At 58.6% G+C, this 23,262-nt stretch carries 19 protein-coding genes and 1 pseudogene; 6 read left to right on the plus strand and 14 right to left on the minus strand.

Going from position 1 to position 23,262, the window contains the following annotated elements; translation table 11 throughout:
* Positions 1–3 precede the first annotated feature (3 nt).
* Positions 4–1,014 carry a beta-N-acetylhexosaminidase gene (gene nagZ, locus ACA048_RS19380; RefSeq protein WP_497625844.1) on the minus strand — a complete coding sequence of 337 codons (1,011 nt, stop codon included), beginning with the start codon at positions 1,012–1,014 and terminating at the stop codon, positions 4–6.
* A 158-nt stretch (positions 1,015–1,172) separates the two neighbouring features.
* A complete protein-coding gene (locus tag ACA048_RS19385; protein WP_489333371.1) occupies positions 1,173–1,880 on the minus strand; it encodes a TetR/AcrR family transcriptional regulator in 708 nt (235 codons plus the stop codon).
* Positions 1,881–2,109: 229 nt separating this feature from the next.
* Between ACA048_RS19385 and lexA the strand changes: the two genes are divergently transcribed.
* Together lexA and sulA are read left to right on the plus strand one after the other, a co-directional pair.
* Positions 2,110–2,718 (plus strand): transcriptional repressor LexA, encoded by a 609-nt coding sequence (lexA, locus tag ACA048_RS19390; protein ID WP_007944149.1) that lies wholly within the window; start codon positions 2,110–2,112, stop codon positions 2,716–2,718.
* Positions 2,719–2,728: 10 nt separating this feature from the next.
* Positions 2,729–3,202: an SOS-induced cell division inhibitor SulA gene (gene sulA / locus ACA048_RS19395; RefSeq protein ID WP_497625846.1), complete on the plus strand. Its 474-nt coding sequence runs from the start codon at positions 2,729–2,731 to the stop codon at positions 3,200–3,202.
* 91 nt (positions 3,203–3,293) lie between these two features.
* On the opposite strand, the gene ACA048_RS19400 is transcribed toward sulA, so the two are convergent.
* The 7 genes from ACA048_RS19400 to ACA048_RS19430 form a co-directional block, all read right to left on the minus strand.
* Positions 3,294–3,527 (minus strand): hypothetical protein, encoded by a 234-nt coding sequence (locus ACA048_RS19400; protein ID WP_497629901.1) that lies wholly within the window; start codon positions 3,525–3,527, stop codon positions 3,294–3,296.
* 152 nt (positions 3,528–3,679) lie between these two features.
* A complete protein-coding gene (locus ACA048_RS19405) occupies positions 3,680–4,204 on the minus strand; it encodes a DUF6586 family protein (protein WP_497625847.1) in 525 nt (174 codons plus the stop codon).
* A gap of 139 nt (positions 4,205–4,343) precedes the next feature.
* Complete coding sequence (gene topA, locus ACA048_RS19410; protein ID WP_497625848.1) at positions 4,344–6,971, minus strand: type I DNA topoisomerase; 2,628 nt, start codon at positions 6,969–6,971, stop codon at positions 4,344–4,346.
* Between the two features lie 114 nt (positions 6,972–7,085).
* Entirely contained in the window at positions 7,086–7,322 is a 237-nt protein-coding gene (locus ACA048_RS19415) for a DUF1653 domain-containing protein (RefSeq protein WP_497625849.1), read from the minus strand.
* 99 nt (positions 7,323–7,421) lie between these two features.
* Entirely contained in the window at positions 7,422–8,597 is a 1,176-nt protein-coding gene (gene fadA, locus ACA048_RS19420; protein WP_008007076.1) for an acetyl-CoA C-acyltransferase FadA, read from the minus strand.
* A gap of 29 nt (positions 8,598–8,626) precedes the next feature.
* Positions 8,627–10,774 (minus strand): fatty acid oxidation complex subunit alpha FadB, encoded by a 2,148-nt coding sequence (gene fadB, locus ACA048_RS19425; protein ID WP_497625850.1) that lies wholly within the window; start codon positions 10,772–10,774, stop codon positions 8,627–8,629.
* A 537-nt stretch (positions 10,775–11,311) separates the two neighbouring features.
* Positions 11,312–11,749, minus strand: a complete 438-nt coding sequence (locus ACA048_RS19430) for a hypothetical protein (protein ID WP_497625851.1) — start codon at positions 11,747–11,749, stop codon at positions 11,312–11,314.
* 104 nt (positions 11,750–11,853) lie between these two features.
* Here ACA048_RS19430 and ACA048_RS19435 point away from each other — a divergent pair, with 104 nt between their 5' ends.
* Entirely contained in the window at positions 11,854–12,291 is a 438-nt protein-coding gene (locus tag ACA048_RS19435) for a universal stress protein (RefSeq protein ID WP_497625852.1), read from the plus strand.
* A gap of 191 nt (positions 12,292–12,482) precedes the next feature.
* Here ACA048_RS19435 and ACA048_RS19440 read toward each other — a convergent pair whose 3' ends face one another.
* Positions 12,483–14,402 (minus strand): ATP-binding cassette domain-containing protein, encoded by a 1,920-nt coding sequence (locus tag ACA048_RS19440; RefSeq protein WP_497625853.1) that lies wholly within the window; start codon positions 14,400–14,402, stop codon positions 12,483–12,485.
* Positions 14,403–14,615: 213 nt separating this feature from the next.
* Between ACA048_RS19440 and ACA048_RS19445 the strand changes: the two genes are divergently transcribed.
* On the plus strand, positions 14,616–16,544 hold the full coding sequence (locus tag ACA048_RS19445) for a transglycosylase SLT domain-containing protein (protein WP_497625855.1): 1,929 nt from the start codon (positions 14,616–14,618) through the stop codon (positions 16,542–16,544).
* A gap of 70 nt (positions 16,545–16,614) precedes the next feature.
* On the opposite strand, the pseudogene ACA048_RS19450 reads toward ACA048_RS19445, so the two are convergent.
* Both ACA048_RS19450 and ACA048_RS19455 read right to left on the minus strand, forming a co-directional pair.
* Positions 16,615–17,648: pseudogene (locus tag ACA048_RS19450) on the minus strand (Fic family protein).
* A gap of 67 nt (positions 17,649–17,715) precedes the next feature.
* Positions 17,716–19,491, minus strand: a complete 1,776-nt coding sequence (locus tag ACA048_RS19455) for an ABC transporter transmembrane domain-containing protein (RefSeq protein ID WP_497629902.1) — start codon at positions 19,489–19,491, stop codon at positions 17,716–17,718.
* A 246-nt stretch (positions 19,492–19,737) separates the two neighbouring features.
* Here ACA048_RS19455 and ACA048_RS19460 point away from each other — a divergent pair, with 246 nt between their 5' ends.
* Positions 19,738–19,917: a PA1571 family protein gene (locus ACA048_RS19460; RefSeq protein ID WP_497625856.1), complete on the plus strand. Its 180-nt coding sequence runs from the start codon at positions 19,738–19,740 to the stop codon at positions 19,915–19,917.
* Between the two features lie 166 nt (positions 19,918–20,083).
* On the opposite strand, the gene pdxB is transcribed toward ACA048_RS19460, so the two are convergent.
* Positions 20,084–21,226 (minus strand): 4-phosphoerythronate dehydrogenase PdxB, encoded by a 1,143-nt coding sequence (pdxB, locus tag ACA048_RS19465; RefSeq protein WP_497625857.1) that lies wholly within the window; start codon positions 21,224–21,226, stop codon positions 20,084–20,086.
* A gap of 210 nt (positions 21,227–21,436) precedes the next feature.
* Between pdxB and ACA048_RS19470 the strand changes: the two genes are divergently transcribed.
* Entirely contained in the window at positions 21,437–22,846 is a 1,410-nt protein-coding gene (locus ACA048_RS19470; protein WP_497625858.1) for an MATE family efflux transporter, read from the plus strand.
* Here ACA048_RS19470 and tusA read toward each other — a convergent pair.
* Positions 22,843–23,094 (minus strand): sulfurtransferase TusA, encoded by a 252-nt coding sequence (gene tusA / locus ACA048_RS19475; protein ID WP_007945068.1) that lies wholly within the window; start codon positions 23,092–23,094, stop codon positions 22,843–22,845. The two genes, ACA048_RS19470 and tusA, sit on opposite strands and share 4 nt — an antisense overlap.
* Positions 23,095–23,262 lie beyond the last annotated feature (168 nt).

The following is a 23,262-nucleotide window of genomic DNA, read 5'->3' on the forward strand; positions in this document are numbered from 1 at the left end:
TCCTTATTCGATCAGTTGAGCGTCTTTGAGCGCGCCGACAGCCGCCAGCCAGCGTGGGTTTTGACGGTATTCGATATTGGCGTATGACTGGCCGCGCATCCGCGCAATACGCTCGGACGGTTTGATCTTCAGGCGCTGGGCTGCGCTCAGCGCCAGTTCCGCAGCGGCGCGGTCGTTGCACACCAGACCCATGTCGCAGCCGGCGGTCAGTGCGGCTTCGATACGGCTGGCGGCATCGCCGACCACATGAGCACCCGCCATCGACAGGTCATCGCTGAAGATCACGCCATCGAATTGCAGCTCGCCGCGAAGGATGTCCTGCAACCAGCGGCGGGAGAAGCCGGCAGGCTGGGAGTCGACTTGCGGGTAAATAACGTGGGCCGGCATGACGGCGGCCAGTTGCTTGCTCAGCTTGGCGAACGGCACCAAGTCGTTGGCGCGGATTTCGTCGAGACTACGCTCGTCATTCGGAATGGCTACGTGGGAATCCGCCTCAGCCCAGCCATGACCGGGGAAATGTTTGCCGGTGGCGGCCATGCCGGCAATGTTCATGCCACGGATGAATGCACCGGCCAGCAGCGCTGCGCGCTCCGGATCACCTTCGAACGAACGGGTCCCGACAACAGCGCTGCGCTGGTAATCCAGATCCAGCACCGGAGCGAAACTGAGGTCGAGACCGACGGCCAGCACTTCGGTGGCCATGATCCAGCCACACTGCTCAGCCAGGTATTCGGCGTTCGGATTGTCAGCGATGGCGCGCATGGCTGGCAGTCGCACGAAGCCTTGGCGCAAACGCTGAACGCGGCCGCCTTCCTGGTCCACCGCGAGCAACAGATCCGGACGAATGGCGCGAATCGCGGCGCTCAACTCGCGCACTTGGCGCGGGTTTTCAATGTTGCGGGCAAAAATGATCAAGCCGCCCACTTCAGGCTGGCGCAACAATTGGCGATCTTCGGCCGTCAACCAAGTACCGGCGACGTCCACCATCAACGAGCCTTGCAGGCCAGCAGTCATAGAGATTCCTTGAGAACGAGAAACCCGGCCCGCGCGCATGCACCACCTTGGGCAATGCCCGGCAGGTCGGCGATACAAATGGGGGACGGGTTCAGAACGAGAGTCGGCATGGGCGGCTAGCTTAGCGGATGTCAGCAGCCGCGCCCACCCGTGCGCGGTTAAACCTTGGCGGCAGCCGAGGCGGACTTGCTACGTGGACGCAGCTGCGCGGTGGCCATGGTCGTGTCGGTCACGCCGGTTTCAGCACGCATGCCCGCGGCCAGGAACGGCACCATCAAGCGCATCACCTGCTCAATGGAGGTGTTGACGCCGAAATCGGTCTCGGCAATCGCGCGCAGGGCCTTGATCCCCGACATGCTGAACGCCGCAGCACCCAGCATGAAGTGCACGCGCCAGAACAACTCGATCGGAGGGATACGTGGCGCGGCTTCGTTGACCAGCATCATGTACCGGCGGAACACTTTGCCGTACATGTCTTCCAGATAACGACGCAAGTGGCCCTGGCTCTGACTGAACGCCAGACCCAGCAGACGCATAAAGATGGAAAGGTCGTTGCCACTACGCGGCTGCACGACAAGGGCTTGCTCGACGAGGATTTCCAGCAGCTCTTCAAGTGTCGGCTTGTTTTCAGGCTTGGCCTGACGCCGCTCCAGCTCTTTATCGAGGCTAATGCAGAAAGGCCCGAGAAAGCGCGAAAAGACGGCTTGAATCAATGCCTTCTTGGAGCCGAAGTGATAGTTCACCGCCGCCAGATTCACACCGGCCTTGCTGGTGATCAGACGCAACGAGGTTTCAGCGAAACCTTTTTCCGCGAACAACTGCTCGGCAGCATCGAGAATGCGTTCAACGGTTTCCGACTGGGCCATGACTACTCCGCCTGACAAACACTTGTTTGAAACATACGTTTCAGCCTGTGTATTGTCAAGCTTGGCCGTTTGTTTTGGGAATGGTCGGTCAGCTATTTAACCACACAACGACAAAGCTTCAAGCGGCAGACAGATCGACCGTCCGGCGGCCTGCAAAAAAAGGGGCATTGCCAAGAAGTTTTCACTGTATATAATCCCAGTCACTGTATAAAAAGACAGAGCGATCAAAATGCTAAAGCTGACGCCACGCCAAGCAGAGATTCTGGCCTTCATCAAACGCTGCCTCGAAGACAACGGCTACCCGCCGACCCGCGCGGAAATCGCTCAGGAACTGGGTTTCAAGTCGCCCAACGCGGCAGAAGAACACCTGAAGGCGCTGGCCCGCAAAGGCGCCATCGAGATGACCCCGGGCGCTTCCCGCGGTATTCGTATTCCAGGCTTCGAAGCCAAGGCCGACGAGTCCACCCTGCCGATCATTGGCCGAGTGGCGGCGGGTGCTCCAATTCTGGCCCAACAGCACATCGAAGAGTCCTGCAACATCAACCCTGCTTTCTTCCATCCGCGCGCCGACTATTTACTGCGTGTTCATGGCATGAGCATGAAGGACGTCGGTATTTTCGACGGAGACCTTCTGGCCGTGCACACCACGCGTGAAGCCCGTAACGGCCAGATCGTGGTCGCGCGAATCGGCGACGAAGTGACGGTCAAGCGCTTCAAGCGTGATGGCAGCAAGGTCTGGTTGATTGCCGAAAACCCTGAATTTGCCCCTATCGAAGTTAACCTGAAAGATCAGGAACTGGTGATTGAAGGCTTGAGCGTCGGCGTGATTCGCCGCTAAAGGAGGCTTTATGCAGTTCCCACACACATCACAGCAAGCCCAACTGCCGCTGTTCGAGGCGTTCATGGCGCAACCCCTGGCGCCGATTCTGAAAGACGTGGTCGAGTCGCCGTGGAGCGCCGAGCCCGAAGTCTTCAGTGAGCTGTCGCTACGAGGTGCAGCCGGGAACTGCCTGAACCTTCTGGCACCGATTCTCAGAGAGCTGAGTCAGGACCAGGACGCACGCTGGCTGACATTGATTGCTCCACCCGCGAGCTTGACCCAAACCTGGCTACGGGACGCCGGCCTTAACCGCGAACGCATTTTGCTGCTGCAACCTCGCGGCACTCAGAGCGCCCAACAGTTGACTTGCGAAGCCTTGCGCCTGGGCCGCAGCCACACGGTGGTCAGCTGGCTGAACCCATTGAACACGACTTCACGGCAACAGCTGATCAGCGCCGCCCGAACCGGGGACGCACAGAGCTTGAATATTCGATTGGGCTAACTGAGTAACAATGCGCGCATTGAACTGCGCAGGGCTTCTCCAAGGATAGAGAAGCCGGCCTGTAGCGATTCCCATAAACCGATGGGCGGGATCAGTGAAGGACGCGAGAACCCTGATCGTTATCAAATTCGCCTTCAACCAGGCGTCCTGCCATCTGAACGCCGACGCTCAACATCGCCTTGGCGACTTCCACGTACTGACCTTGCAGGAACGCTTTGGCATCCTCGGAGAAATCCAAAGTAACCAGAGAACCCTCGTCCTCGGCCCTGCGTAGCTCGATACGGCCGTCTGGTAACTCGACAATTTCTAGAAAGGACGTTGGCATAAAGGTTTGTTCTCCACGAAAGGCGGGGATTATATAGGCATCGGTCAGGCTTCGCTCGGCAACTTGACCAGATGTCATGGCAAGTAAATATCTTTTTGCACTCATCCCTGATCGGACACCCCGTCGGGGCATCCGCCCTACCGCTTAATCCTTCAGCACTCGTTCAACCCTTCGCGAAACCGGATCGCCAGCCCCTTGAGGTTCTGGCGCCAGCTTTCCAACTCTTCCCGACTTAACTCTGCAGGCGCTTCCTCGTCATCCAGGTTAACGGCAAGGATCAGCGGCTGTGTCACGTCGCCTTTAGGTTTGTGCGGGATGCGGGGTGGATGAAACAGCGCCGCATGGGCCGCCAACAGCTTGGCCAGCCAGGTTTCAGGGTTTTGCGCGAGCTCGACCATCTCAGCCATTTCAGGAATCGCGATGGCTTCGAGGGCTTCACGAGTCAGCAACAACTCAACCCGAGGTGCATTGGCCTGCGGTAGCCGATAGAACCCGGCGATTTCATGACACAACCCCAGTAGGGCACCGTACAGGTGAAACAACGCCGATTCGCGACCCGCCTGGATCAGCGCCAGAGAGTTCATTGCCCGCCCCTCTTCGGCCCTGGCGAGCGCCTCCAGCGACAGACCGGCGAAATAAATCTTCTGATTGGTACGGGTATAGAGTTCGTGGGCCATGACGGCAGCCTCCACAACGAAATAATTGCTTCACACAGGTCGGACAGTGTCGTGGATCACCTCCACCTCCCGCAAGCACAAAACAAAAAGGCCGCATGAAAACCCGAGGGTTGTCATGCGGCCTTTTGTGTACAGCGCTTTAAGCTTTGGCTGCAGGGCGCTTGTCTTCAACCTTCCACTTGCCGCCGTCGTAGTACGCCTTCCAGCCAGTCGGCTTACCGTCGACTTCTGTCTGCACATACTGCTCTTTGGTCTTGCGGCTATAACGGATCACCGCAGGGAGACCGTCCGGATCTTTCTTCGGCGCTTCGCAGAGGAAGTGGTACTTCGGATCGATCTCATCCTTGTGCGGCACAATTTCCATGACCAGCGGAGCACGGGTCTCGCGGTTTTTCGGGAATTGGCTGGCCGCCAGGAACAGGCCAGAAGCACCGTCGCGCAGGATGTAGGTGTCGTTGACCTTTTCGCATTTCAGCTCAGGCATCTTCACCGGGTCCATTTTCGGCGGCGCTGCGTCACCGCTCTTCAGCAGCTTGCGGGTGTTCTTGCACGTCGCGTTGGTGCAACCGAAGAACTTGCCGAAACGGCCGGTCTTGAGCTGCATCTCGCTGCCGCACTTGTCACATTCCAGGCTGGGACCTTCATAGCCTTTGATGCGATAGGTTCCCTCTTCGATTTCGTAGCCAGAGCAATCCGGGTTGTTACCGCAGATGTGCAGCTTGCGCTTCTCGTCGAGCAGGTAAGCGTCCATCGCCGTGCTGCAAATCGGGCAGCGGTGCTTGCCACGCAGAACCAGCGACTCGGACTCACCTTCGTCGTCCGCGGCGATTTCATCACCCGGCACCAGATTGACGGTGGCCTTGCAGCGCTCTTTCGGCGGCAGGCTATAGCCCGAACAGCCGAGGAACACGCCCGTCGAGGCCGTACGAATCTGCATCGGACGGCCGCAGGTCAGGCACGGAATGTCGGTCATGACCGGCTGGTTGGCGCGCATGCCATTTTCTGCACTTTCGGCGACTTCGAGTTTCTTCTTGAAGTCACCGTAGAACTCGTCCAGCACGTTTTTCCAGTCGCGCTCGCCTTGGGCTACGTCATCGAGGTTCTCTTCCATGCCGGCGGTGAAGCCGTAGTCCATGAGGTTGGAGAAGCTCTCGGACAGACGCTCGGTGACGATGTCACCCATCTTTTCCGAATAGAAACGACGGTTGTGCAGCGCAACGTAGCCGCGATCCTGGATGGTCGAAATGATCGCCGCGTAGGTCGAAGGACGACCGATGCCGCGTTTTTCCATTTCTTTAACCAGGCTCGCTTCCGAGTAGCGCGCAGGCGGTTTGGTGAAGTGCTGGGTCGGATCAAGCTTGATCAGCTTCATCGCATCGCCCTGAGCCATGTCCGGCAACACATCGTCGTCGCCCGGCTTGGCAATTTGCGGCATGACGCGGGTATAACCGTCGAACTTGAGGATGCGGCCCTTGGCGCGCAGCTCGAAATCGCCAGCGCCGACGGTGACGGTGGTCGACAGGTATTGCGCCGGCAGCATCTGGCAAGCGAGGAACTGGCGCCAGATCAGCTCGTAGAGCCGCTCTGCATCACGCTCCATACCCGACAGCTTGCTTGGCTCGGTGTTGGCGTCGGAGGGACGAATCGCTTCGTGAGCCTCTTGTGCGCCTTCCTTGCTGCTGTAGACGTTCGGGGTTTCCGGCAGGTACTTCTTGCCGAATTCGCCTTCAATATAAGTACGCGCCATCGTCACGGCATCGGCCGAGAGGTTGGTGGAGTCAGTACGCATGTAAGTGATGTAGCCGGCCTCGTACAGACGCTGGGCCATCATCATGGTTTTCTTCACGCCGAAGCCCAGGCGATTGCTCGCAGCCTGTTGCAACGTGGAGGTGATGAATGGGGCCGACGGCTTGCTGCTGGTCGGCTTGTCTTCACGCTTGACGATGCTGTAGCTGGAAGCCTTGAGCTTTTCCAGCGCGGCCATGGCCTGGGTTTCGTTGAGCGGCTTGAAGGCTTCGCCTTTCTCGCGAGCCACGTCAAAGCGCACAGTCGCGCCCTTGGCGGTACCGAGGTCAGCGTGGACTTCCCAGTATTCTTCCGGGTTGAAAGCGCGGATTTCACGTTCGCGCTCAACCACCAGTTTTACCGCCACCGACTGCACGCGACCGGCGGACAGACCCCGGGCGATCTTGGCCCACAGCAGCGGTGAAACCATGTAACCCACAACGCGGTCGAGGAAACGACGCGCCTGTTGGGCGTTTACACGGTCGATGTCCAGCTCGCCCGGCTTGGAGAAAGCTTCCTGAATCGCCTTCTTGGTGATTTCGTTGAACACCACGCGCTTGTAGCGGCTGTCGTCACCACCGATGGCTTCGCGCAGGTGCCAGGCAATGGCTTCCCCCTCGCGATCCAAGTCGGTTGCGAGATAGATGGTGTCAGCATCTTTGGCGAGCCGGCGCAGCTCCTCGATGACTTTTTCCTTACCCGGGAGGATCTCGTACTTGGCTTTCCAGCCATGATCGGGATCGACGCCCATGCGCGAGACCAGCTGCTTGCGCGCTTTCTCCTTCGGCGTGAGCACCGGACCTTCACCCGCGGCGGCCTTGCCGCGCTTGGCGGCTGGCTCTTTGCTGGCGCTAGCCGAACCGCTGGTGGGCAGGTCTCGGATATGGCCGATACTCGACTTCACCACGTATTGGTTACCCAGATACTTGTTGATGGTCTTGGCCTTAGCCGGGGATTCCACAATGACCAGCGATTTGCCCATGGATCAGAAAATTCCTGAATTCTAGAAGTGAAAGGCGGTTGGCGCCTGACGCGGCACCGCTATATATAGTGGCTACAAGGTGAGGTCAAGCGCAGGGTTTTGCGCGCACTCAGCTTAAGCCTTGGAAAAAAGGCTCGGTTCGGCTTGCACCAAAGCAAAGCGTGGCACCTGTTCGCCGTCAACCTCGACCGACTCCAGGAACATGCTCAAGGGGCGCACCCAAAAGCCGTAATCGCCATACAGGGCTTGGTAGAAGACCACTTCCTCTTCGGTTTCCGAATGCCGCGCAACAGCGAATACGCGGTACTGCGGACCTTTGTAATGTTCGTAGAGCCCAGGTTGTATCGGCATGCTTTGGCCCTCACTCAAATCTTTTCAAAATAAAAACAAAAATAAATTCAGAAAAACAAAAACCGGGGCACTTGGCCCCGGCTTCCGTCAACGGAACGCTTAAACGCGTTCGAAGACGGTGGAGATGCCTTGGCCGAGACCAATGCACATGGTAGCCACCCCGAAGGTGCCGCCATTTTGCTTCATCACGTTCAACAGCGTGCCGGAGATACGTGCACCGGAGCAACCGAATGGGTGACCCAGGGCGATCGCGCCGCCGTGCAGGTTAACCTTCTCGTTCATCTTGTCGAGCACTTTCAGATCTTTCAGCACTGGCAGGGCCTGTGCGGCGAAAGCTTCGTTGAGCTCAAAGAAGTCGATATCGTTAATACCAAGGCCCGCGCGCTTCAGTGCTTTTTGTGTAGCCGGTACTGGACCATAGCCCATGATTGCCGGATCCACACCTGCCACTGCCATCGAACGAATCACCGCCATAGGCTGGATGCCCAGGTCCTGTGCACGCTGCGCCGACATCACGATCATGCACGAAGCACCGTCAGTGATCTGCGACGAGGTACCGGCTGTCACGGTGCCGCCCTTCGGATTAAAAGCCGGCTTCAAAGCCGCCAGGCTTTCCAGGGTGGTTTCCGGACGAATGGTCTCGTCGTAGTCGAACAGTTTCAGGAAACCATTCTCATCGTAGCCCTGCATCGGGATGATTTCGTCTTTGAACTTGCCCTCCAGCGTCGCTTTATGAGCGAGCTGGTGGGAGCGCACGCCGAAAGCGTCCTGTTGTTCGCGAGTGATGCCGTGCATTTTGCCCAGCATTTCAGCGGTCAAGCCCATCATGCCCGAGGCTTTCGCCGCGTACAGGGACATGTGCGGGTTCGGATCGACACCGTGCATCATGCTCACGTGGCCCATGTGCTCGACGCCGCCGACGACGAACACGTCACCGTTGCCGGTCATGATCGCTTGCGCAGCAGTGTGCAATGCGCTCATCGACGACCCACACAGGCGGCTGACGGTCTGACCGGCAGCCGTGTGCGGGATCTGAGTCATCAGGGACGCCATGCGGGCGATGTTCCAGCCCTGCTCCAGGGTCTGGTTTACACAGCCCCAGATCACATCTTCGACTTCGCTCGGGTCGACCTTGACGTTGCGTTCCAGCAATTTGCTGATCAGGTGCGCCGACATATCTTCGGCGCGGGTGTTGCGGTGCATGCCGCCCTTGGAGCGGCCCATCGGAGTACGACCGAAGTCGACAATCACGACGTCTCTAGGATTCAAGCTCATAAGTTCACTCTCACTCTAGTTGGGGGCGCTTAACCGAAGAAGCTCTGGCCGTTTTTGGCCATTTCGCGCAGCTTCGCGGTCGGGTGGTACAGCGCGCCCAAATCAGCGTACTGGTCAGCCAGGGCAACGAACTCGGCAACACCGATCGAATCGATGTAGCGCAGTGCACCGCCACGGAATGGAGGGAAACCAATACCGTAGACCAGACCCATGTCGGCTTCGGCAGCGGTTTCAACAATGCCGTCTTCCAGGCAACGCACGGTTTCCAGGCACAGCGGGATCATCATCCAGTTGATGATGTCTTCGTCAGTGACTTCACGCTGCTCGTAAACGATCGGCTTGAGCACTTCCAGTACCGAAGGATCGACGACTTTTTTCTGCTTGCCGCGCTTGTCGGTCTCGTAGGCGTAGAAGCCCTTGCCATTTTTCTGGCCCAGGCGCTTGGCTTCGTAGAGCACGTCGACAGCCGAACGACGGTCGTCTTTCATGCGGTCCGGGAAGCCTTCAGCCATGACGTCACGACCGTGGTGACCGGTGTCGATGCCGACCACGTCCATCAGGTATGCCGGGCCCATTGGCCAGCCGAATTTTTCCATGATCTTGTCGATACGGACAAAGTCCACACCGGCGCTGACCAGCTTGGCGAAACCGCCGAAGTACGGGAACAGAACGCGGTTGACCAGGAAGCCCGGGCAGTCGTTGACGACGATCGGGTTCTTGCCCATTTTCTTGGCGTAGGCAACGGTGGTAGCAACGGCCACATCGCTGGACTTCTCGCCACGAATCACTTCAACCAGCGGCATCATGTGCACCGGGTTGAAGAAGTGCATGCCGACGAAGTTTTCCGGGCGCTTGAGGGCTTTGGCCAGCAAGGTGATGGAAATGGTCGAGGTGTTGGACGCGAGGATGGTGTCCTCTTTGACCTTGTCTTCCACTTCTGCCAGCACGGCTTGCTTGACCTTAGGGTTCTCGACGACTGCTTCAACCACCAGATCCACGTGACCGAAATCACCGTAGGAGAGGGTCGGACGAATGCCGTTGAGCACTTCAGCCATTTTCGCGGCGGTCATACGACCTTTATCAACGCGACCGACCAGCAGCTTGGCGGCTTCAGCCAGGCCTTGCTCGATGCCGTGCTCGTTGATGTCCTTCATCAGGATCGGCGTACCTTTGGAGGCCGACTGATAAGCGATACCGCCACCCATGATGCCGGCGCCCAATACGGCAGCCTGCTTCACGTCTTTAGCGATTTCGTCGTAGGCCTTGGCCTTTTTCTTCAGTTCCTGATCGTTCAGGAACAGACCGATCAAGCTCTGCGCGGCAGAGGTCTTGGCCAGTTTGACGAAACCTGCAGCTTCGACTTCCAGCGCTTTGTCGCGACCGAAGTTCGCGGCTTTCTGGATGGCCTTGATCGCTTCAACCGGCGCCGGGTAGTTCGGGCCAGCTTGACCGGCCACGAAACCTTTGGCGGTTTCGAAAGCCATCATTTGCTCGATGGCATTCAGCTTCAGCTTTTCCAGCTTCGGTTGACGCTTGGCCTTGTAATCAAATTCGCCGGAAATGGCGCGCTTGATCAGCTCCAGAGCTGCTTCTTGCAGCTTTTCAGGAGCAACCACTGCGTCCACTGCGCCGACTTTCAGCGCGTCTTCAGGACGATTTTCCTTGCCGGCGGCAATCCACTCGATGGCATTGTCGGCACCGATGAGACGCGGCAGACGCACAGTACCGCCGAAGCCTGGGTAGATGCCCAGTTTGACTTCCGGCAGACCAATCTTGGCATTGGTGGACATGACGCGGTAGTCCGCTGCCAGGCACATTTCCAGACCACCACCCAGGGCGATGCCGTTGATTGCCGCGACAGTCGGGACGTTGAGGTCTTCGAAATCGCTGAAAATCTTGTTGGCTTCCAGATTGCCAGCAACGAGCTCGGCATCAGGCAGCTTGAAGTTTTCGACAAATTCGGTGATGTCGGCGCCGACGATGAACACGTCCTTGCCACTGCTGACGATCACGCCCTTGATCGAAGCATCTGCCTTGATGGTGTCAACAGCCTGACGCAGTTCGTTCAGGGTTAGACGGTTGAACTTGTTGACGGACTCACCCTTGAGGTCGAATTTCAATTCGACGATGCCACTTTCAAGAGCCTTAACCGTGATGGCTTTACCTTCGTAAATCATCAACTGATCTCCACGATATGGAAGCTGAACAGTACACGTCGGACGCAGGCGAATGGCTCGGCAGGACGTTAAACGTCAATGCTACGCCAATCCACCCGGCACACCCGCCAACGCGATAGTCGGGATTCTGTAGGAGCGGTCTGAAATACAAACGCTCAATTCATACGCCCGTTTGATTTGGGTACGCCACCTTCACGGAATTTCCGACAATTGTCAATCGCCCAAAATACGGGTTGAAACGCGACTTTGCGGTCACTTCCGTACTGCGAAGATCTACAACACACGAATGGATGCAAGTTCATTCATAGAATCAATAGTTAGAAAATTCGCCCTAATTCGCTGCAGCCCGCGTTTAACAAGCTACGCTGGCACGAACCCGAAGAAAAAATATGAACGCGTTTGGCGAATGCCCTGCGTAAGAACAGCCCTACAGCGAATTACCGGCCTGCCTGGCCAACCCCAGCCCGATGATGATGTCGGGCTTTTTATTGTCTGTCTGCGCCATTACGTGCCATTGCAGCGCGAAATATCCTCGGCTTACGCCAGCGCTTTCAGCACCGAGTCAATGTCTTGCAAAACCGAAGCCTCGCCCTTCTCGCCCCAATACAGGGTGATCATCTGCTTGTCCGCCTCGACCTTGTAGACGTTGGCTGGCAACTTTTCGAAATGATTGAGTAGCGATCGATCCTCGCAAACCTCCTGCCACTGATTCACCCATACACCCGGCGATTTTTGCCAGTAACTCCAGCACGCAGGCTGATTGCCACGGCGCGGCCGATGGTACTGCGCGCAAGGGCTCGGCGGCTCCTGACTCAGCCAATGCGGCCACTCTTGAGGCGCCAACTGCATGGCCAGGCCGATACGTCGCGCCTCCATGCGCAGGGCCATTCGCCCGCTCTGACCACGAGACGGCCGCAACCATACCAGCGGGCTCAGCACCACCAGCAGGATTGACACCACTATCCAGACCGTCATATCTGTACTCCCGATTCTTGATGGGCGCTTTGGGTCACTTTGAAACCAATGCGCTTGAAACCAGCCATACTTACCAATATTGCAATCCTCAGGAGGAGCACCTCATGCCCTACAACCATATCCTGGTCGCTGTAGATCTAACCGAAGAGTGCGACCCTGTAATCCACCGCGCTCGCGAGTTGTCGGTGAGCAACGGGGCGAAGTTGTCCCTGGTGCACATTGTCGAGCCAATGGCCATGGCCTTTGGCGGCGACGTCCCCATGGACCTGTCACAACTGCAACAACAGCAGTTCGATCAGGCCAAGGAGCGACTGGACCGGCTGATCGTGAAATATCCGGAATTCACCAAGGAATACAGTCACCTCACCTACGGCCAGCCGCGCCAGGAGATTCATCACCTGGCCAAGGAACAGACTTGCGACCTGATCGTGGTGGGCAGCCATGGTCGACACGGCCTGGCATTGCTGCTGGGCTCGACCGCCAATGACGTACTGCACGGCGCGCCTTGCGACGTGCTCGCGGTGCACCTCATAAAACGCTGAAACACGGAACCTGTGGGAGCCGAGCTTGCTCGCGATGGCGGCCTGTCAGTCCCATAGATATTGACTGACAGGGCCTCATCGCGAGCAAGCTCGGCTCCTACAGGAGATCTACAGCGACCAGTAGATTGCATTCCATACGAAAAGCCCGGCGCCCATCTCTGGACGCCGGGCTTTTTTTGTTACTGGATCAATCAGGCATCCAGTTCGGCCCAACGCTCGACCATCACGTCGAGCTCAGCCTGCAACTGCTCCAACTGAGTAATCACAGCAGCCGACTCGGCAGCAGGTCGCTGATAGAAACCGGCATCAGCCATTTGCGCTTCAACCGCAGCAATCTGCTGTTCCATGGCTTCGATCTGGCCCGGCAACATTTCCAGCTCACGCTGCAACTTGTAGCTGAGCTTCTTCTTTGCCACTGGCGCTTCAACAGCCGCAACGACAGGCGCAGCTTCAGCTGTCACAACTGCGGAGGTCAGGTCGGCTTTACCGGACTTGCTCTCGGTCACGCCCAGCAGGCGCGGCGAGCCGCCCTGACGCAACCAGTCCTGATAACCACCGACGTATTCACGAACCTTGCCTTCACCTTCAAAGACCAAGGTGCTGGTGACCACGTTGTCGAGGAACGCCCGGTCGTGACTGACCATCAGCACGGTGCCGTTGAAGGTCAGCAGCACCTCTTCCAGCAGCTCGAGGGTTTCAACGTCGAGGTCGTTGGTCGGTTCGTCGAGGACCAGCAGGTTCGCCGGCTTGCTGAACAGTTTGGCCAGCAACAGACGGGCACGCTCACCACCGGACAGCGCCTTGACCGGTGTTCGGGCACGCTGCGGACTGAACAGGAAGTCGCCGAGGTAGCTCAGCACGTGACGGCTCTGCCCATCGATATCGATGAAGTCGCGACCTTCGGCGACGTTGTCGATGACGGTTTTTTCCAGGTCCAGCTGATGGCGCAATTGGTCGAAGTAGGCCACGTCGATGCGCGTCCCCTCTTCCACTGTGCCGCTGGTTGGCTGCAGACCGCTGAGCATCAGCTTCAGCAGTGTGGTCTTGCCGGTACCGTTGGCGCCGAGCAGACCGATGCGGTCGCCGCGCGTCAGGACCATGGAGAAATCCTTGATCAGGAACGGGCCGCCCGGGTGAGCAAAGCTCACATTCTCGAGGACCATTACCTGCTTGCCGGACTTGTCTGCGGTGTCCAGCTGAATGTTGGCCTTGCCGGTGCGCTCGCGACGCTCGCTACGCTCTACGCGCAACGCTTTCAGTGCGCGAACACGGCCTTCGTTACGGGTGCGACGCGCCTTGATGCCCTGGCGGATCCAGACTTCTTCCTGGGCCAGCTTCTTGTCGAACAGCGCATTGGCGGTTTCTTCAGCCGCCAGCGACGCTTCTTTGTGCACGAGGAAACTGGCGTAGTCGCCGTTCCAGTCGATCAGGCCGCCGCGATCCAGTTCGAGGATGCGGGTCGCGAGGTTTTGCAGGAATGAACGGTCGTGCGTGATGAACAGCACGGCGCCCTGGAAATCCTTCAGCGCTTCTTCGAGCCAGGCGATTGCACCGATGTCCAGGTGGTTGGTCGGTTCGTCGAGCAGCAGCAGGTCCGGTTCGGAAACCAGCGCCTGAGCCAGCAGGACGCGACGACGCCAGCCGCCGGACAATTCGGCGAGGGTCTTGTCGGCGGGCAACTGCAGACGGCTCAGCGTGCTGTCGACCAATTGCTGCAAACGCCAGCCATCGCGGGCTTCGAGGTCGTGCTGGACGTGCATCAGCTTGTCCAGGTCGGCGTCGGTGACGATGTTCTGGCTCAGGTGGTGATACTGCGCGAGCAGCTCGCCCACACCGTCCAGGCCTTCGGCAACCACGTCGAATACGGTCCGCTCGTCGGCTACCGGCAATTCTTGCGGCAATTCGCCAATCTTGAGGCCGGGTGCGCGCCAAACGGAGCCCTCATCGGGCTTCTGGTCGCCCTTGACGAGCTTCATCATGCTGGACTTGCCAGTGCCATTACGGCCGATGATGCACACCCGCTCACCACGGGCGATCTGCCAGGACACCTTGTCCAACAACGGCATAGCGCCGAAAGCAAGGGACACATCGCTGAATTTGAGCAGGGTCATGAGCTTCTCCAAAAACCGGGCGCGCATTCTACCTGACTTGAGGCTTCAGAAGGCCGGCAATTTCACTCTCGAAGCACTCTGCATAACAAATGTTGCGAACTTATGCCGACGGGCCCGCAAAGCTTTCGCCCGTTGCTGGCAAAAGGCTAAGCTACAGATTATTCAGTGCGGGCATTGCCCGCACTTGTCATGATTTCTCTGCCCGGATGTCTCATGCGCAGTCGCCTTTTCAGTCTTTTATCTTGTCTGCTTCTTTCTGCCACTGCCTTTCAGTCAGCCCAGGCAGTGGACCTGTCCACCCAACGCCAGTATTACGATGAAGCCAAGCGTGCCTTGGCCAAGGGCGATTCCGGTCCTTATTTTCGTTACAGCCAGGCCCTCAGTGATTACCCGTTGGAGCCGTACCTGGCCTATGACGAGTTGACTGCTCGCCTGAAAACCGCCAGCAATGCCGAAATCGAGAAATTCCTCGCCGAACACGGTGACCTGCCGCAAGCCAACTGGATGAAATTGCGTTGGCTGCGGTGGCTGGCAGAGCGTGGCGACTGGGCGACCTTCGTCAAGTATTACGACCCCAAGCTCAACTTCACCGAACTGGACTGCCTGAATGCGCAGTACCAGATCACCCACAATCAGAAGGCCGAGGGTTATGCCAACGCCAACAAACTGTGGCTGACTGGCAAATCCCAACCGGAAGCTTGCGACGCGCTGTTCGGACTATGGGCTGCCGAAGGTCAACTGACCGAGCAAAAACGTTGGGAACGCACCAAACTCGCCGCCCAGGCTCGCAATTATCCGCTGGCAAACAGCCTCGTTAACGGTCTGACCACCCTCGCCCCGCGCGGTCGGCTGCTGATTGATGTGGCGCAAAAACCCGAACTGCTCAACCAGCCTTCGCGCTTCACCCCGGCTGACGAACCGATGTCCGACGTGGTCAGCCTCGGCCTGCGCCGCCTGGCCAAACAAGACCCGGACAAGGCCATGGCCCTCCTCGACGGTTATGCCAGCAGCATGCACTTCTCCCGCGATGAAAAAGTGGCGATCGCCCGGGAAATAGGACTGACCCTCGCACGACGTTTCGACAGCCGCGCACTGGACGTGATGATCAAGTACGACCCGGAACTGCGCGACAACACCGTGTCCGAATGGCGTCTGCGGTTGTTGTTGCGCCTGGGCCGTTGGGACGATGCCAATCAGTTGACCCGGCGCGTGCCGCAGGACCTGGCGACCACCAATCGCTGGCGCTACTGGCAGGCACGCAGCCTTGAACTGGCCCAGCCGCAGAGCACGGAAGTGCAAGCACTTTATAAAAACCTCGCTCGCGAGCGTGACTTCTATGGTTTCCTCGCCGCTGATCGCTCGCAATCCCCGTATTCGCTGGTCAATAAACCGCTGGTGTTAAGCCAGGCGCTGATCAACAAAGTGCGCAACACACCGGGCGTTCGCCGCGCCCTGGAATTCCACGCTCGCGGGCAGATCGTCGATGGTCGCCGCGAGTGGTATCACGTCAGCCGACACTTCAGCCGTGACGAAATGGTTGCCCAGGCAAAACTGGCCTATGACCTGAAATGGTATTTCCCGGCGATCCGCACTATCAGCCAGGCACAGTACTGGGACGATCTGGACATCCGCTTCCCGATGGCCTACCGCGAACCGATGGTCCGTGAAGCCAAAATCCGCGGCCTGCATCCAAGCTGGGTGTTCGCCATCACTCGCCAGGAAAGCGCCTTCATGGCTGACGCCCGTTCTGGCGTCGGCGCCAGTGGCCTGATGCAACTGATGCCCGCCACCGCCAAGGAAACCGCACGCAAGTTCAGCATCCCGCTGGCCTCGCCGCAGCAAGTGCTGGACCCGGATAAAAACATTCAGCTTGGCGCCGCGTACCTGAGCCAGGTCCACGCCCAGTTCAACGGCAACCGCGTCCTCGCCTCCGCTGCCTACAACGCCGGCCCCGGCCGCGTGCGCCAGTGGCTGCGCGGCGCAGACCATCTGAGCTTCGACGTCTGGGTGGAAAGCATCCCGTTCGACGAAACCCGTCAATATGTGCAGAACGTGCTGTCGTATTCGGTGATTTACGGCCAGAAGCTCAACTCGCCACAGCCTCTGGTGGATTGGCATGAGCGGTATTTTGACGATCAGTGATCGGATGTTGAAGCACTAAAAAATGCCCGCATCGGTTGATGTGGGCATTTTTTATTCGAGTCCGGAACATCTACGTCGATTTGAGCTGGGCGGCAGTTTGTTTGCCATGCTGAGTCAGACGATATTTTTGAGCCGGACTGCTTGGCGACTCTGGGTTGGTCATTTCAATTAAGTCGGCAGTCAATGCGGGCCTGAGATAGTTTGCGCGAAAGGTCGCCTTATGAGCCAAACCGACCTCCGCCATTAAGGCGCTGATTTTAAGCGGACCCTTAACATGTAGCGCAGAAAGCAACTTCCCTACTGGGTCGGTTACTGGGTCGGTTACTGGGTCGGTTACTGACTCAGCCAAGGCTGCTTCCTCAAGCGCAAGAATCAGCGCTTGCAACATGAACTCGACAAAGGCGTCGATTCAGCCAACTGATCAGCTGCCGACAATGCGGCGTAATAGGCGTCCTGCTGCTCTCGTATTACTGCCTCGACGGGCAAATAAGCCAATACCGGTCGCCACTGGCTGAGTATCAAGGTTTGCCAGAGTCGCCCCATCCGCCCATTCCCGTCCGCGAAGGGATGGATAAACTCGAACTCGTAGTGGAACACGCAGCTGACGATCAATGGATGCCAATCCGATTCGCCAAGCCATGCCAGCAAATCGTCCAACAAGTGGGAAACGCGACTCGGCGGCGGCGCCATGTGGACCAACTTCTCGCCACGGTAAATGCCCACACCGGCTCGGCGAATCTGCCCGCAGTCGTCAATCAATCCGCACATTACCAACTTATGCGCCCGAAGCAGGTCGGACCGGCTGCTTGACTGCCACTGCGGCATGGCTTCATAAGCCGCAAATGCGTTACGCACTTCCTGGATTTCTCGCGGCAAGCCAAGTACCCGTCGCCCCGCCAGAACAGCAGTCACCTGCTCAATACTAAGCGTGTTGTTCTCGATCGCCAAAGAAGCCTGAATCGTACGAATTCGATTACCACGGCGCAACTGAGGCGTCTGCGGTTGCTCATCCACAGCCGTAAGCTGACCAATTAGCTCACTGATTTCAGCGACCAATGCCAGCATTCTGGTGGTCAGGGTCAAGGGTGGTTGATAACGACTCATATCCTTACCAGACTCGCAACTGAGGTCGACATAATGCCCGAATACGCACGTATTCAGCAGTGATCATTCACGCAGCCTCATGCCCATCACTAAACTGCAACGCCGCCAGCCTTGCATACAATGCATTGCTCGCAATCAACGCTTGATGCGTCCCCACCGCCACCAACTTCCCCTGATCCATCACCGCTATCCGGTCAGCGTTTTTCACGGTGGCCAAACGGTGGGCGATGACCAGCGTGGTGCGGTTTTTCATCAGGCTTGGCAGGGCCTGCTGGATCAAGTGTTCGCTTTGAGCATCGAGGGCGCTGGTGGCTTCGTCGAGCAACAGGATCGGCGCGTCCACCAACAACGCCCGGGCGATGGCCAGGCGTTGACGCTGACCGCCGGATAGACCGAGGCCACCGTCGCCCAGATGCGTCTGGTAACCGTTGGGCATTTGCTCGATGAAGTCGTGGGCGTAGGCGATTTTTGCCGCTTCCTGAACCTGGGCCAAGGTGGCGCTCGGGTTGCCGTAGCGGATGTTCTCTTCGATGCTGCCGAAAAACAGCGCCGGGTTTTGCGAGACCAATGCGAAGCAGCGGCGCAGATCGAGCGGATCAAGGTGAGTCAGCGGCACGCCATCCAGCAGAATCTGTCCGGCGGCCGGATCATAAAAGCGCAGCAGCAGGTCATACACCGTGGATTTTCCGGCCCCGGAGGGCCCCACCAGCGCGAGGGTTTCACCCGCATTAATGGTCAGACTCAAGCCATTGACGGCGAAGCTTTCCGGCCGCGAGGGGTAGAAAAAACGTACGTCTTGCAGAACCAGATCGCCCTTCACCCGCTCCGGCAAGGTCACCAGACCGGTGGTCGGCGACTGGATGATGTTTTCCGAACGCAGCAATTCGGCAATCCGCTCGGCCGCGCCCGCTGCGCGCTGCAACTCGCCGATCACTTCGCTCAAGGTGCCGAAGGCGCTGCCGACGATCAGGCTGTAGAAGACAAACGCCGCCAGTTCACCCGCCGAGATCCGCCCGGCAATCACATCCATGCCGCCGACCCACAGCATGACGCCCACCGCGCCCAGCACCAGCACGATCACCAGCGTAATCAGCCAGGCGCGCTGGAAGATGCGTTTACGCGCAGTGTTGAACGCTTCTTCCACCGTCACGGCAAAACGCTGCTCATCCTGAACCTGATGGTTGTAGGCCTGCACGGTCTTGATCTGACTGAGGGTTTCGGAGACGTAGCTGCCGATATCAGCGATCCGGTCTTGACTGAGACGCGACAGGTTGCGCACCCGGCGGCCGAAAATCAGGATCGGAGCGATGACCAACGGCAAGGCGACGACCACGATGCTGGTGAGTTTGGGATTGGTGATAAACAGCAACACAATCCCCCCGATGACCATCAGCAAATTGCGCAAAAACAGCGACAACGAAGAGCCGATCACCGATTGCAGCAACGTTGTATCGGCGGTCAGCCGCGACTGGATCTCGGAGCTGCGATTGTTTTCGTAGAAGCCCGGATGCAGGTAGACAAGGTGGTTGAACACTTGTCGGCGGATGTCCGCGACCACGCGTTCGCCGATCCACGACACCAGATAAAAACGCGCGAAGGTGCCAATCGCCAGTCCCACCACCAGCACCATGAACAAGCCGATGGACTGATTGAGCAAGTGCGGTGACTGGGTCATGAACCCCTGATCTACCAGCAGGCGAATGCCCTGCCCCATCGACAAGGTAATGCCGGCGGTGACAATCAACGCGAGCAAGGCGCCAAAGGCTTGCCAGCGATAGGGCGCAAGAAAGCGCAGGGTCAGGCGGATCGCGCGGCGGTGACGGGCAGAGAGCATCGCAGTTATCCAGGTATGCCAATGAAAGGGCCAGCCTACACTGTCAGACGCAAAACCCTGTAAATCACAATGAGTCAGGTTAATTATGACCGCGACGACTAGTCTCTAGACGCTATTGGTCTAAAGTCCGGGTAGCAAGGTTTTTAAATTTCTGGTGGACTGACGTTACCGCCTGGGAAAGATCGCAGGGAGTTGTCATAGCCCGGTCACCTGGCGGTTGTAAAGTAGGCACACAACCTGATGAGGAGACAGGCCATGTCCTTGCAAAACAGCAGCGTAGACAAGATTCAAGTGATCCGCACACAGCCCGACCAGTCTCTGGGTTGCTCGATTATCGATGCCGATGGGCGTGAAGTACCGATCACTGAAGATATGATCCAGTGCGCTTGCCGCGAATTGGAACAGCGATTGGTCCAGCCTGCCGAACAAAAGTGATATAGCCACCGTCTTCTTGACCCGGCCCCCGTTGGCCGGGTTTTTTATGGGTGCTTAACCGGAAATTGCGGTGAGGCCATCGCTGGCAAGCCAGGCTCCTACAGGTTTTGAGTCGCTCAAAACCTGTAGGAGCCTGGCTTGCCAGCGATTGGGGCCGACTCGCTCTCTATACAGCCGAAGCCCCCAGCGCCGCCACAATCCTCTGCAACTGAGCCGACTCCCCCTCAATCCGCACCTGCAACCCATCAATCTCTCGCCGCTGCGGATAATGCTTGCGCAGCGCATCAAACGCCGCACGCTGCTCATTCACATTGCCTACCAGGCTGCGCCGAAAATCCGCATCGTCACGGCGCGGGTCGTACACGCCACGGCACAACATGGCCAACGCCCACGCCGGATCAGTCTGCGCATGCAGAGTCACGTGCGACAACCACGGCGCCGGCAATAAATCACTGAGGCTGATGTCGGCCGGGTGCCCGAGAAAATCGCAATACGCCTGATAAATTTGCGCCGTCCCGCGCTGTCTCCCTTCAAGGCTGTACCCGGCAATGTGCGGTGTCGCCAGCACACACAACTCAGCCAGCGCCACGTCGACCTCAGGTTCGCCTTCCCACACGTCGAGCACCGCTTGCAGGTCTTCGCGCTCAAGCAGCACCTGACGCAGGGCGGCGTTATCGACCACCGGGCCACGACTGGCATTGATCAGCCACGTGCCAGGCTTGAGCTGGTTCAAGCGTTTTTTATCGAGCAGATGCCAGGTCGACTGCGCGCCGTGCTTCTTTAAAGGGGTGTGCAGACTGATAACGTCGCATTGCTCAATGATCTGTTCGAGGCTGACAAAATCACCGCCTTCAGCTGCTTGCCGGGGCGGATCGCACACCAGTACTTTCCAGCCAAGGCCTTGCAGGGCCTTGACGAGACGACCGCCGACTTGGCCAGCACCGACCACGCCATACGTGCGTTGAGTCAGGTCGGCGCCTTCGATTTCAGCCAGGGTCAGCAGGCTGCCGAGCACGTAATCGACAACGCCCCGGGCATTGCAGCCGGGTGCGCTGGACCAGCTGATTCCATTTTGTTGAAAGTAATCCAGGTCCAGGTGATCAGTGCCGATGGTGCAAGTGCCGACAAAACGCACGTTGCTGCCTTCGAGCAAGGCACGATTGACGTTGGTCACTGAGCGGACCAGCAGCACATCGGCGTGTTCGACGGTGGCGCGATCGATGGAACGTCCCGATACCCGGCGGATTTCACCGAAACCTGAGAAGAAGGCATCGAGCAGCGGGATATTTTCGTCGGCAACAATCAGCATGGCAGGCTCCTTTGGGGGATCGGCAGTGTAGGCGCAGATGCCTATAGTGAGCCAGTGAGCATTAACACCACCAAGCCCCCTCGCCACAATGGTGCCTGGCGTGACATTGGATTGTTGATTACAAATCCCTAACACAGGACTTTTCCTGACCACTGCGTCAGCGCGTAGAATGCGTCGCCTTGCGCATTAACACCTTTGGACGTTTCGCCTTTGAATTCCGTGACTGACCGCCCTGCCGCTACCGCCCTCACCCGCCCGGCCCGGGTTCGCCTTGAGCTGAAAAACCTGCTCACCCTGGCGCTGCCGATCATGATCGCGCAACTGGCCACCACCGCCATGGGCTTCGTCGATGCGGTGATGGCGGGCCGGGTCGGGCCTCGCGATCTGGCGGCGGTCGCGCTGGGCAACTCAATCTGGGTGCCGGTGTTTCTGCTGATGACCGGCACCTTGCTGGCCACCACGCCAAAAGTCGCCCAGCGTTTTGGCGCCGGTACTCACAGTGAAATCGGCCCGATTGTGCGTCAGGCCCTTTGGCTGGCCCTGGTGGTAGGTTTGCTGGCAACCTTCATGCTGTTTAGCGCCGAGCCGATCCTGCACTTCATGAAGGTTGATCCCGAATTGATCGGCCCGTGCATGCAGTACCTGCACGGCATCGCCAGCGGTTTGCCCGCCGTCGCCCTCTACCATGTGTTGCGCTGTTTCAGTGATGGCCTGGGCCGTACGCGCCCGGCGATGGTGCTTGGCCTGTGTGGGCTGGCGCTGAACATTCCACTGAATTACATCTTCATCTATGGCCACTTCGGCGTACCCGCCATGGGCGGTGTCGGCTGCGGCTGGGCCACGGCGATTGTGATGTGGGTGATGGCTTTGGGCATGGCCGGCTGGGAACGCTGGGCGCCGGCTTATCAGTCGAGTCAGTTGTTCAGCCGTTTTGACTGGCCACAATGGTCGGTGATCAAACGCTTGCTGGGCATTGGCCTGCCGATCGGCATCGCGGTGTTCGCCGAGTCGAGCATCTTTGCGGTGATCGCGCTGCTGATCGGCAGCCTCGGCGCCACGGTGGTAGCCGGGCACCAGATTGCCCTGAACTTCAGTTCGCTGGTGTTCATGATCCCTTACTCCCTCGGCATGGCAGTGACCGTGCGGGTCGGCCAGGCCCTCGGTCGTCAGGAGCCACGCGAGGCACGTTTCGCCGCAGGTGTCGGCATGGGCACGGCGCTGGCTTATGCCTGCCTTTCCGCGAGCTTGATGCTGATGCTGCGTGAGCCGATTGCAGCGATCTACACGGCTGACCCGACGGTGATTCAAGTGGCCGCGATGCTGATCGTGTACTCGGCGCTGTTCCAGTTTTCCGATGCCATTCAGGTGACGGCAGCCGGCGCATTGCGCGGTTACCAGGACACACGAGTGACGATGATCCTGACGCTGTTCGCTTACTGGGGGATTGGTTTGCCGGTGGGTTACGCGCTGGGCATGACCGATTGGTTCGGCGCGCCAAGCGGCCCGAGCGGGCTGTGGCAAGGTTTGATCGTGGGCTTGAGCTGCGCGGCGCTGATGCTGTCGATCCGCCTGGCACGCAGTGCACGCAAACGGATCCGCATCAGTCATTCGGCGGGTTAAGCGAGCTTCTTGCGAATCCAGTACAGGTAGGTGCCCGCCTCTTCGTGCTGCGCCACCAGTTCGTGGTCAAGAAACACGCAGAACTTGGGAATGTCGCGACGGGTCGACGGGTCGGTCGCGATCACCTTGAGCAGGCCGCCGGGCACCAGGTCACGGATGTGCTGGTGCAGCATCATGACCGGTTCCGGGCAGTTGAGGCCGGTGGCGTCGAGGGTGCCGTCTACCGGCGTATCAAGCATTTCACTCATGATTAACTCCTGAAACTGGCCGGCATTGTCGCGCATTGCCGGGTTTAACGTCATCTGTGGTGGACACCGTACCTGTGGGAGCGCGCTTGCTCCGGGCGGCGTTCCGACGATTGCAATCGATCAGCCAGCACAGATGCTGAATGTGATGACCCCATCGCGAGCAGGCTC

The sequence above is a fragment of the Pseudomonas sp. LBUM1659 genome, assembly GCF_059716045.1.

Bases quoted from the DNA above. Each gene is read 5' to 3' on its own strand.
- ACA048_RS19435 (WP_497625852.1), top strand. From the start codon at position 11,854: ATGCCCTACAACCATATCCTGGTCGCTGTAGATCTAACCGAAGAGTGC.
- ACA048_RS19440 (WP_497625853.1), bottom strand. From the start codon at position 14,402: ATGACCCTGCTCAAATTCAGCGATGTGTCCCTTGCTTTCGGCGCTATG.
- ACA048_RS19415 (WP_497625849.1), bottom strand. From the start codon at position 7,322: ATGCCGATACAACCTGGGCTCTACGAACATTACAAAGGTCCGCAGTAC.
- ACA048_RS19385 (WP_489333371.1), bottom strand. From the start codon at position 1,880: ATGGCCCAGTCGGAAACCGTTGAACGCATTCTCGATGCTGCCGAGCAG.
- ACA048_RS19445 (WP_497625855.1), top strand. From the start codon at position 14,616: ATGCGCAGTCGCCTTTTCAGTCTTTTATCTTGTCTGCTTCTTTCTGCC.
- ACA048_RS19430 (WP_497625851.1), bottom strand. From the start codon at position 11,749: ATGACGGTCTGGATAGTGGTGTCAATCCTGCTGGTGGTGCTGAGCCCG.
- ACA048_RS19400 (WP_497629901.1), bottom strand. From the start codon at position 3,527: ATGCCAACGTCCTTTCTAGAAATTGTCGAGTTACCAGACGGCCGTATC.
- tusA (WP_007945068.1), bottom strand. From the start codon at position 23,094: ATGAGTGAAATGCTTGATACGCCGGTAGACGGCACCCTCGACGCCACC.
- ACA048_RS19460 (WP_497625856.1), top strand. From the start codon at position 19,738: ATGTCCTTGCAAAACAGCAGCGTAGACAAGATTCAAGTGATCCGCACA.
- sulA (WP_497625846.1), top strand. From the start codon at position 2,729: ATGCAGTTCCCACACACATCACAGCAAGCCCAACTGCCGCTGTTCGAG.
- fadA (WP_008007076.1), bottom strand. From the start codon at position 8,597: ATGAGCTTGAATCCTAGAGACGTCGTGATTGTCGACTTCGGTCGTACT.
- fadB (WP_497625850.1), bottom strand. From the start codon at position 10,774: ATGATTTACGAAGGTAAAGCCATCACGGTTAAGGCTCTTGAAAGTGGC.
- topA (WP_497625848.1), bottom strand. From the start codon at position 6,971: ATGGGCAAATCGCTGGTCATTGTGGAATCCCCGGCTAAGGCCAAGACC.
- pdxB (WP_497625857.1), bottom strand. From the start codon at position 21,226: ATGCTGATTGTTGCCGACGAAAATATCCCGCTGCTCGATGCCTTCTTC.
- lexA (WP_007944149.1), top strand. From the start codon at position 2,110: ATGCTAAAGCTGACGCCACGCCAAGCAGAGATTCTGGCCTTCATCAAA.
- nagZ (WP_497625844.1), bottom strand. From the start codon at position 1,014: ATGACTGCTGGCCTGCAAGGCTCGTTGATGGTGGACGTCGCCGGTACT.
- ACA048_RS19405 (WP_497625847.1), bottom strand. From the start codon at position 4,204: ATGGCCCACGAACTCTATACCCGTACCAATCAGAAGATTTATTTCGCC.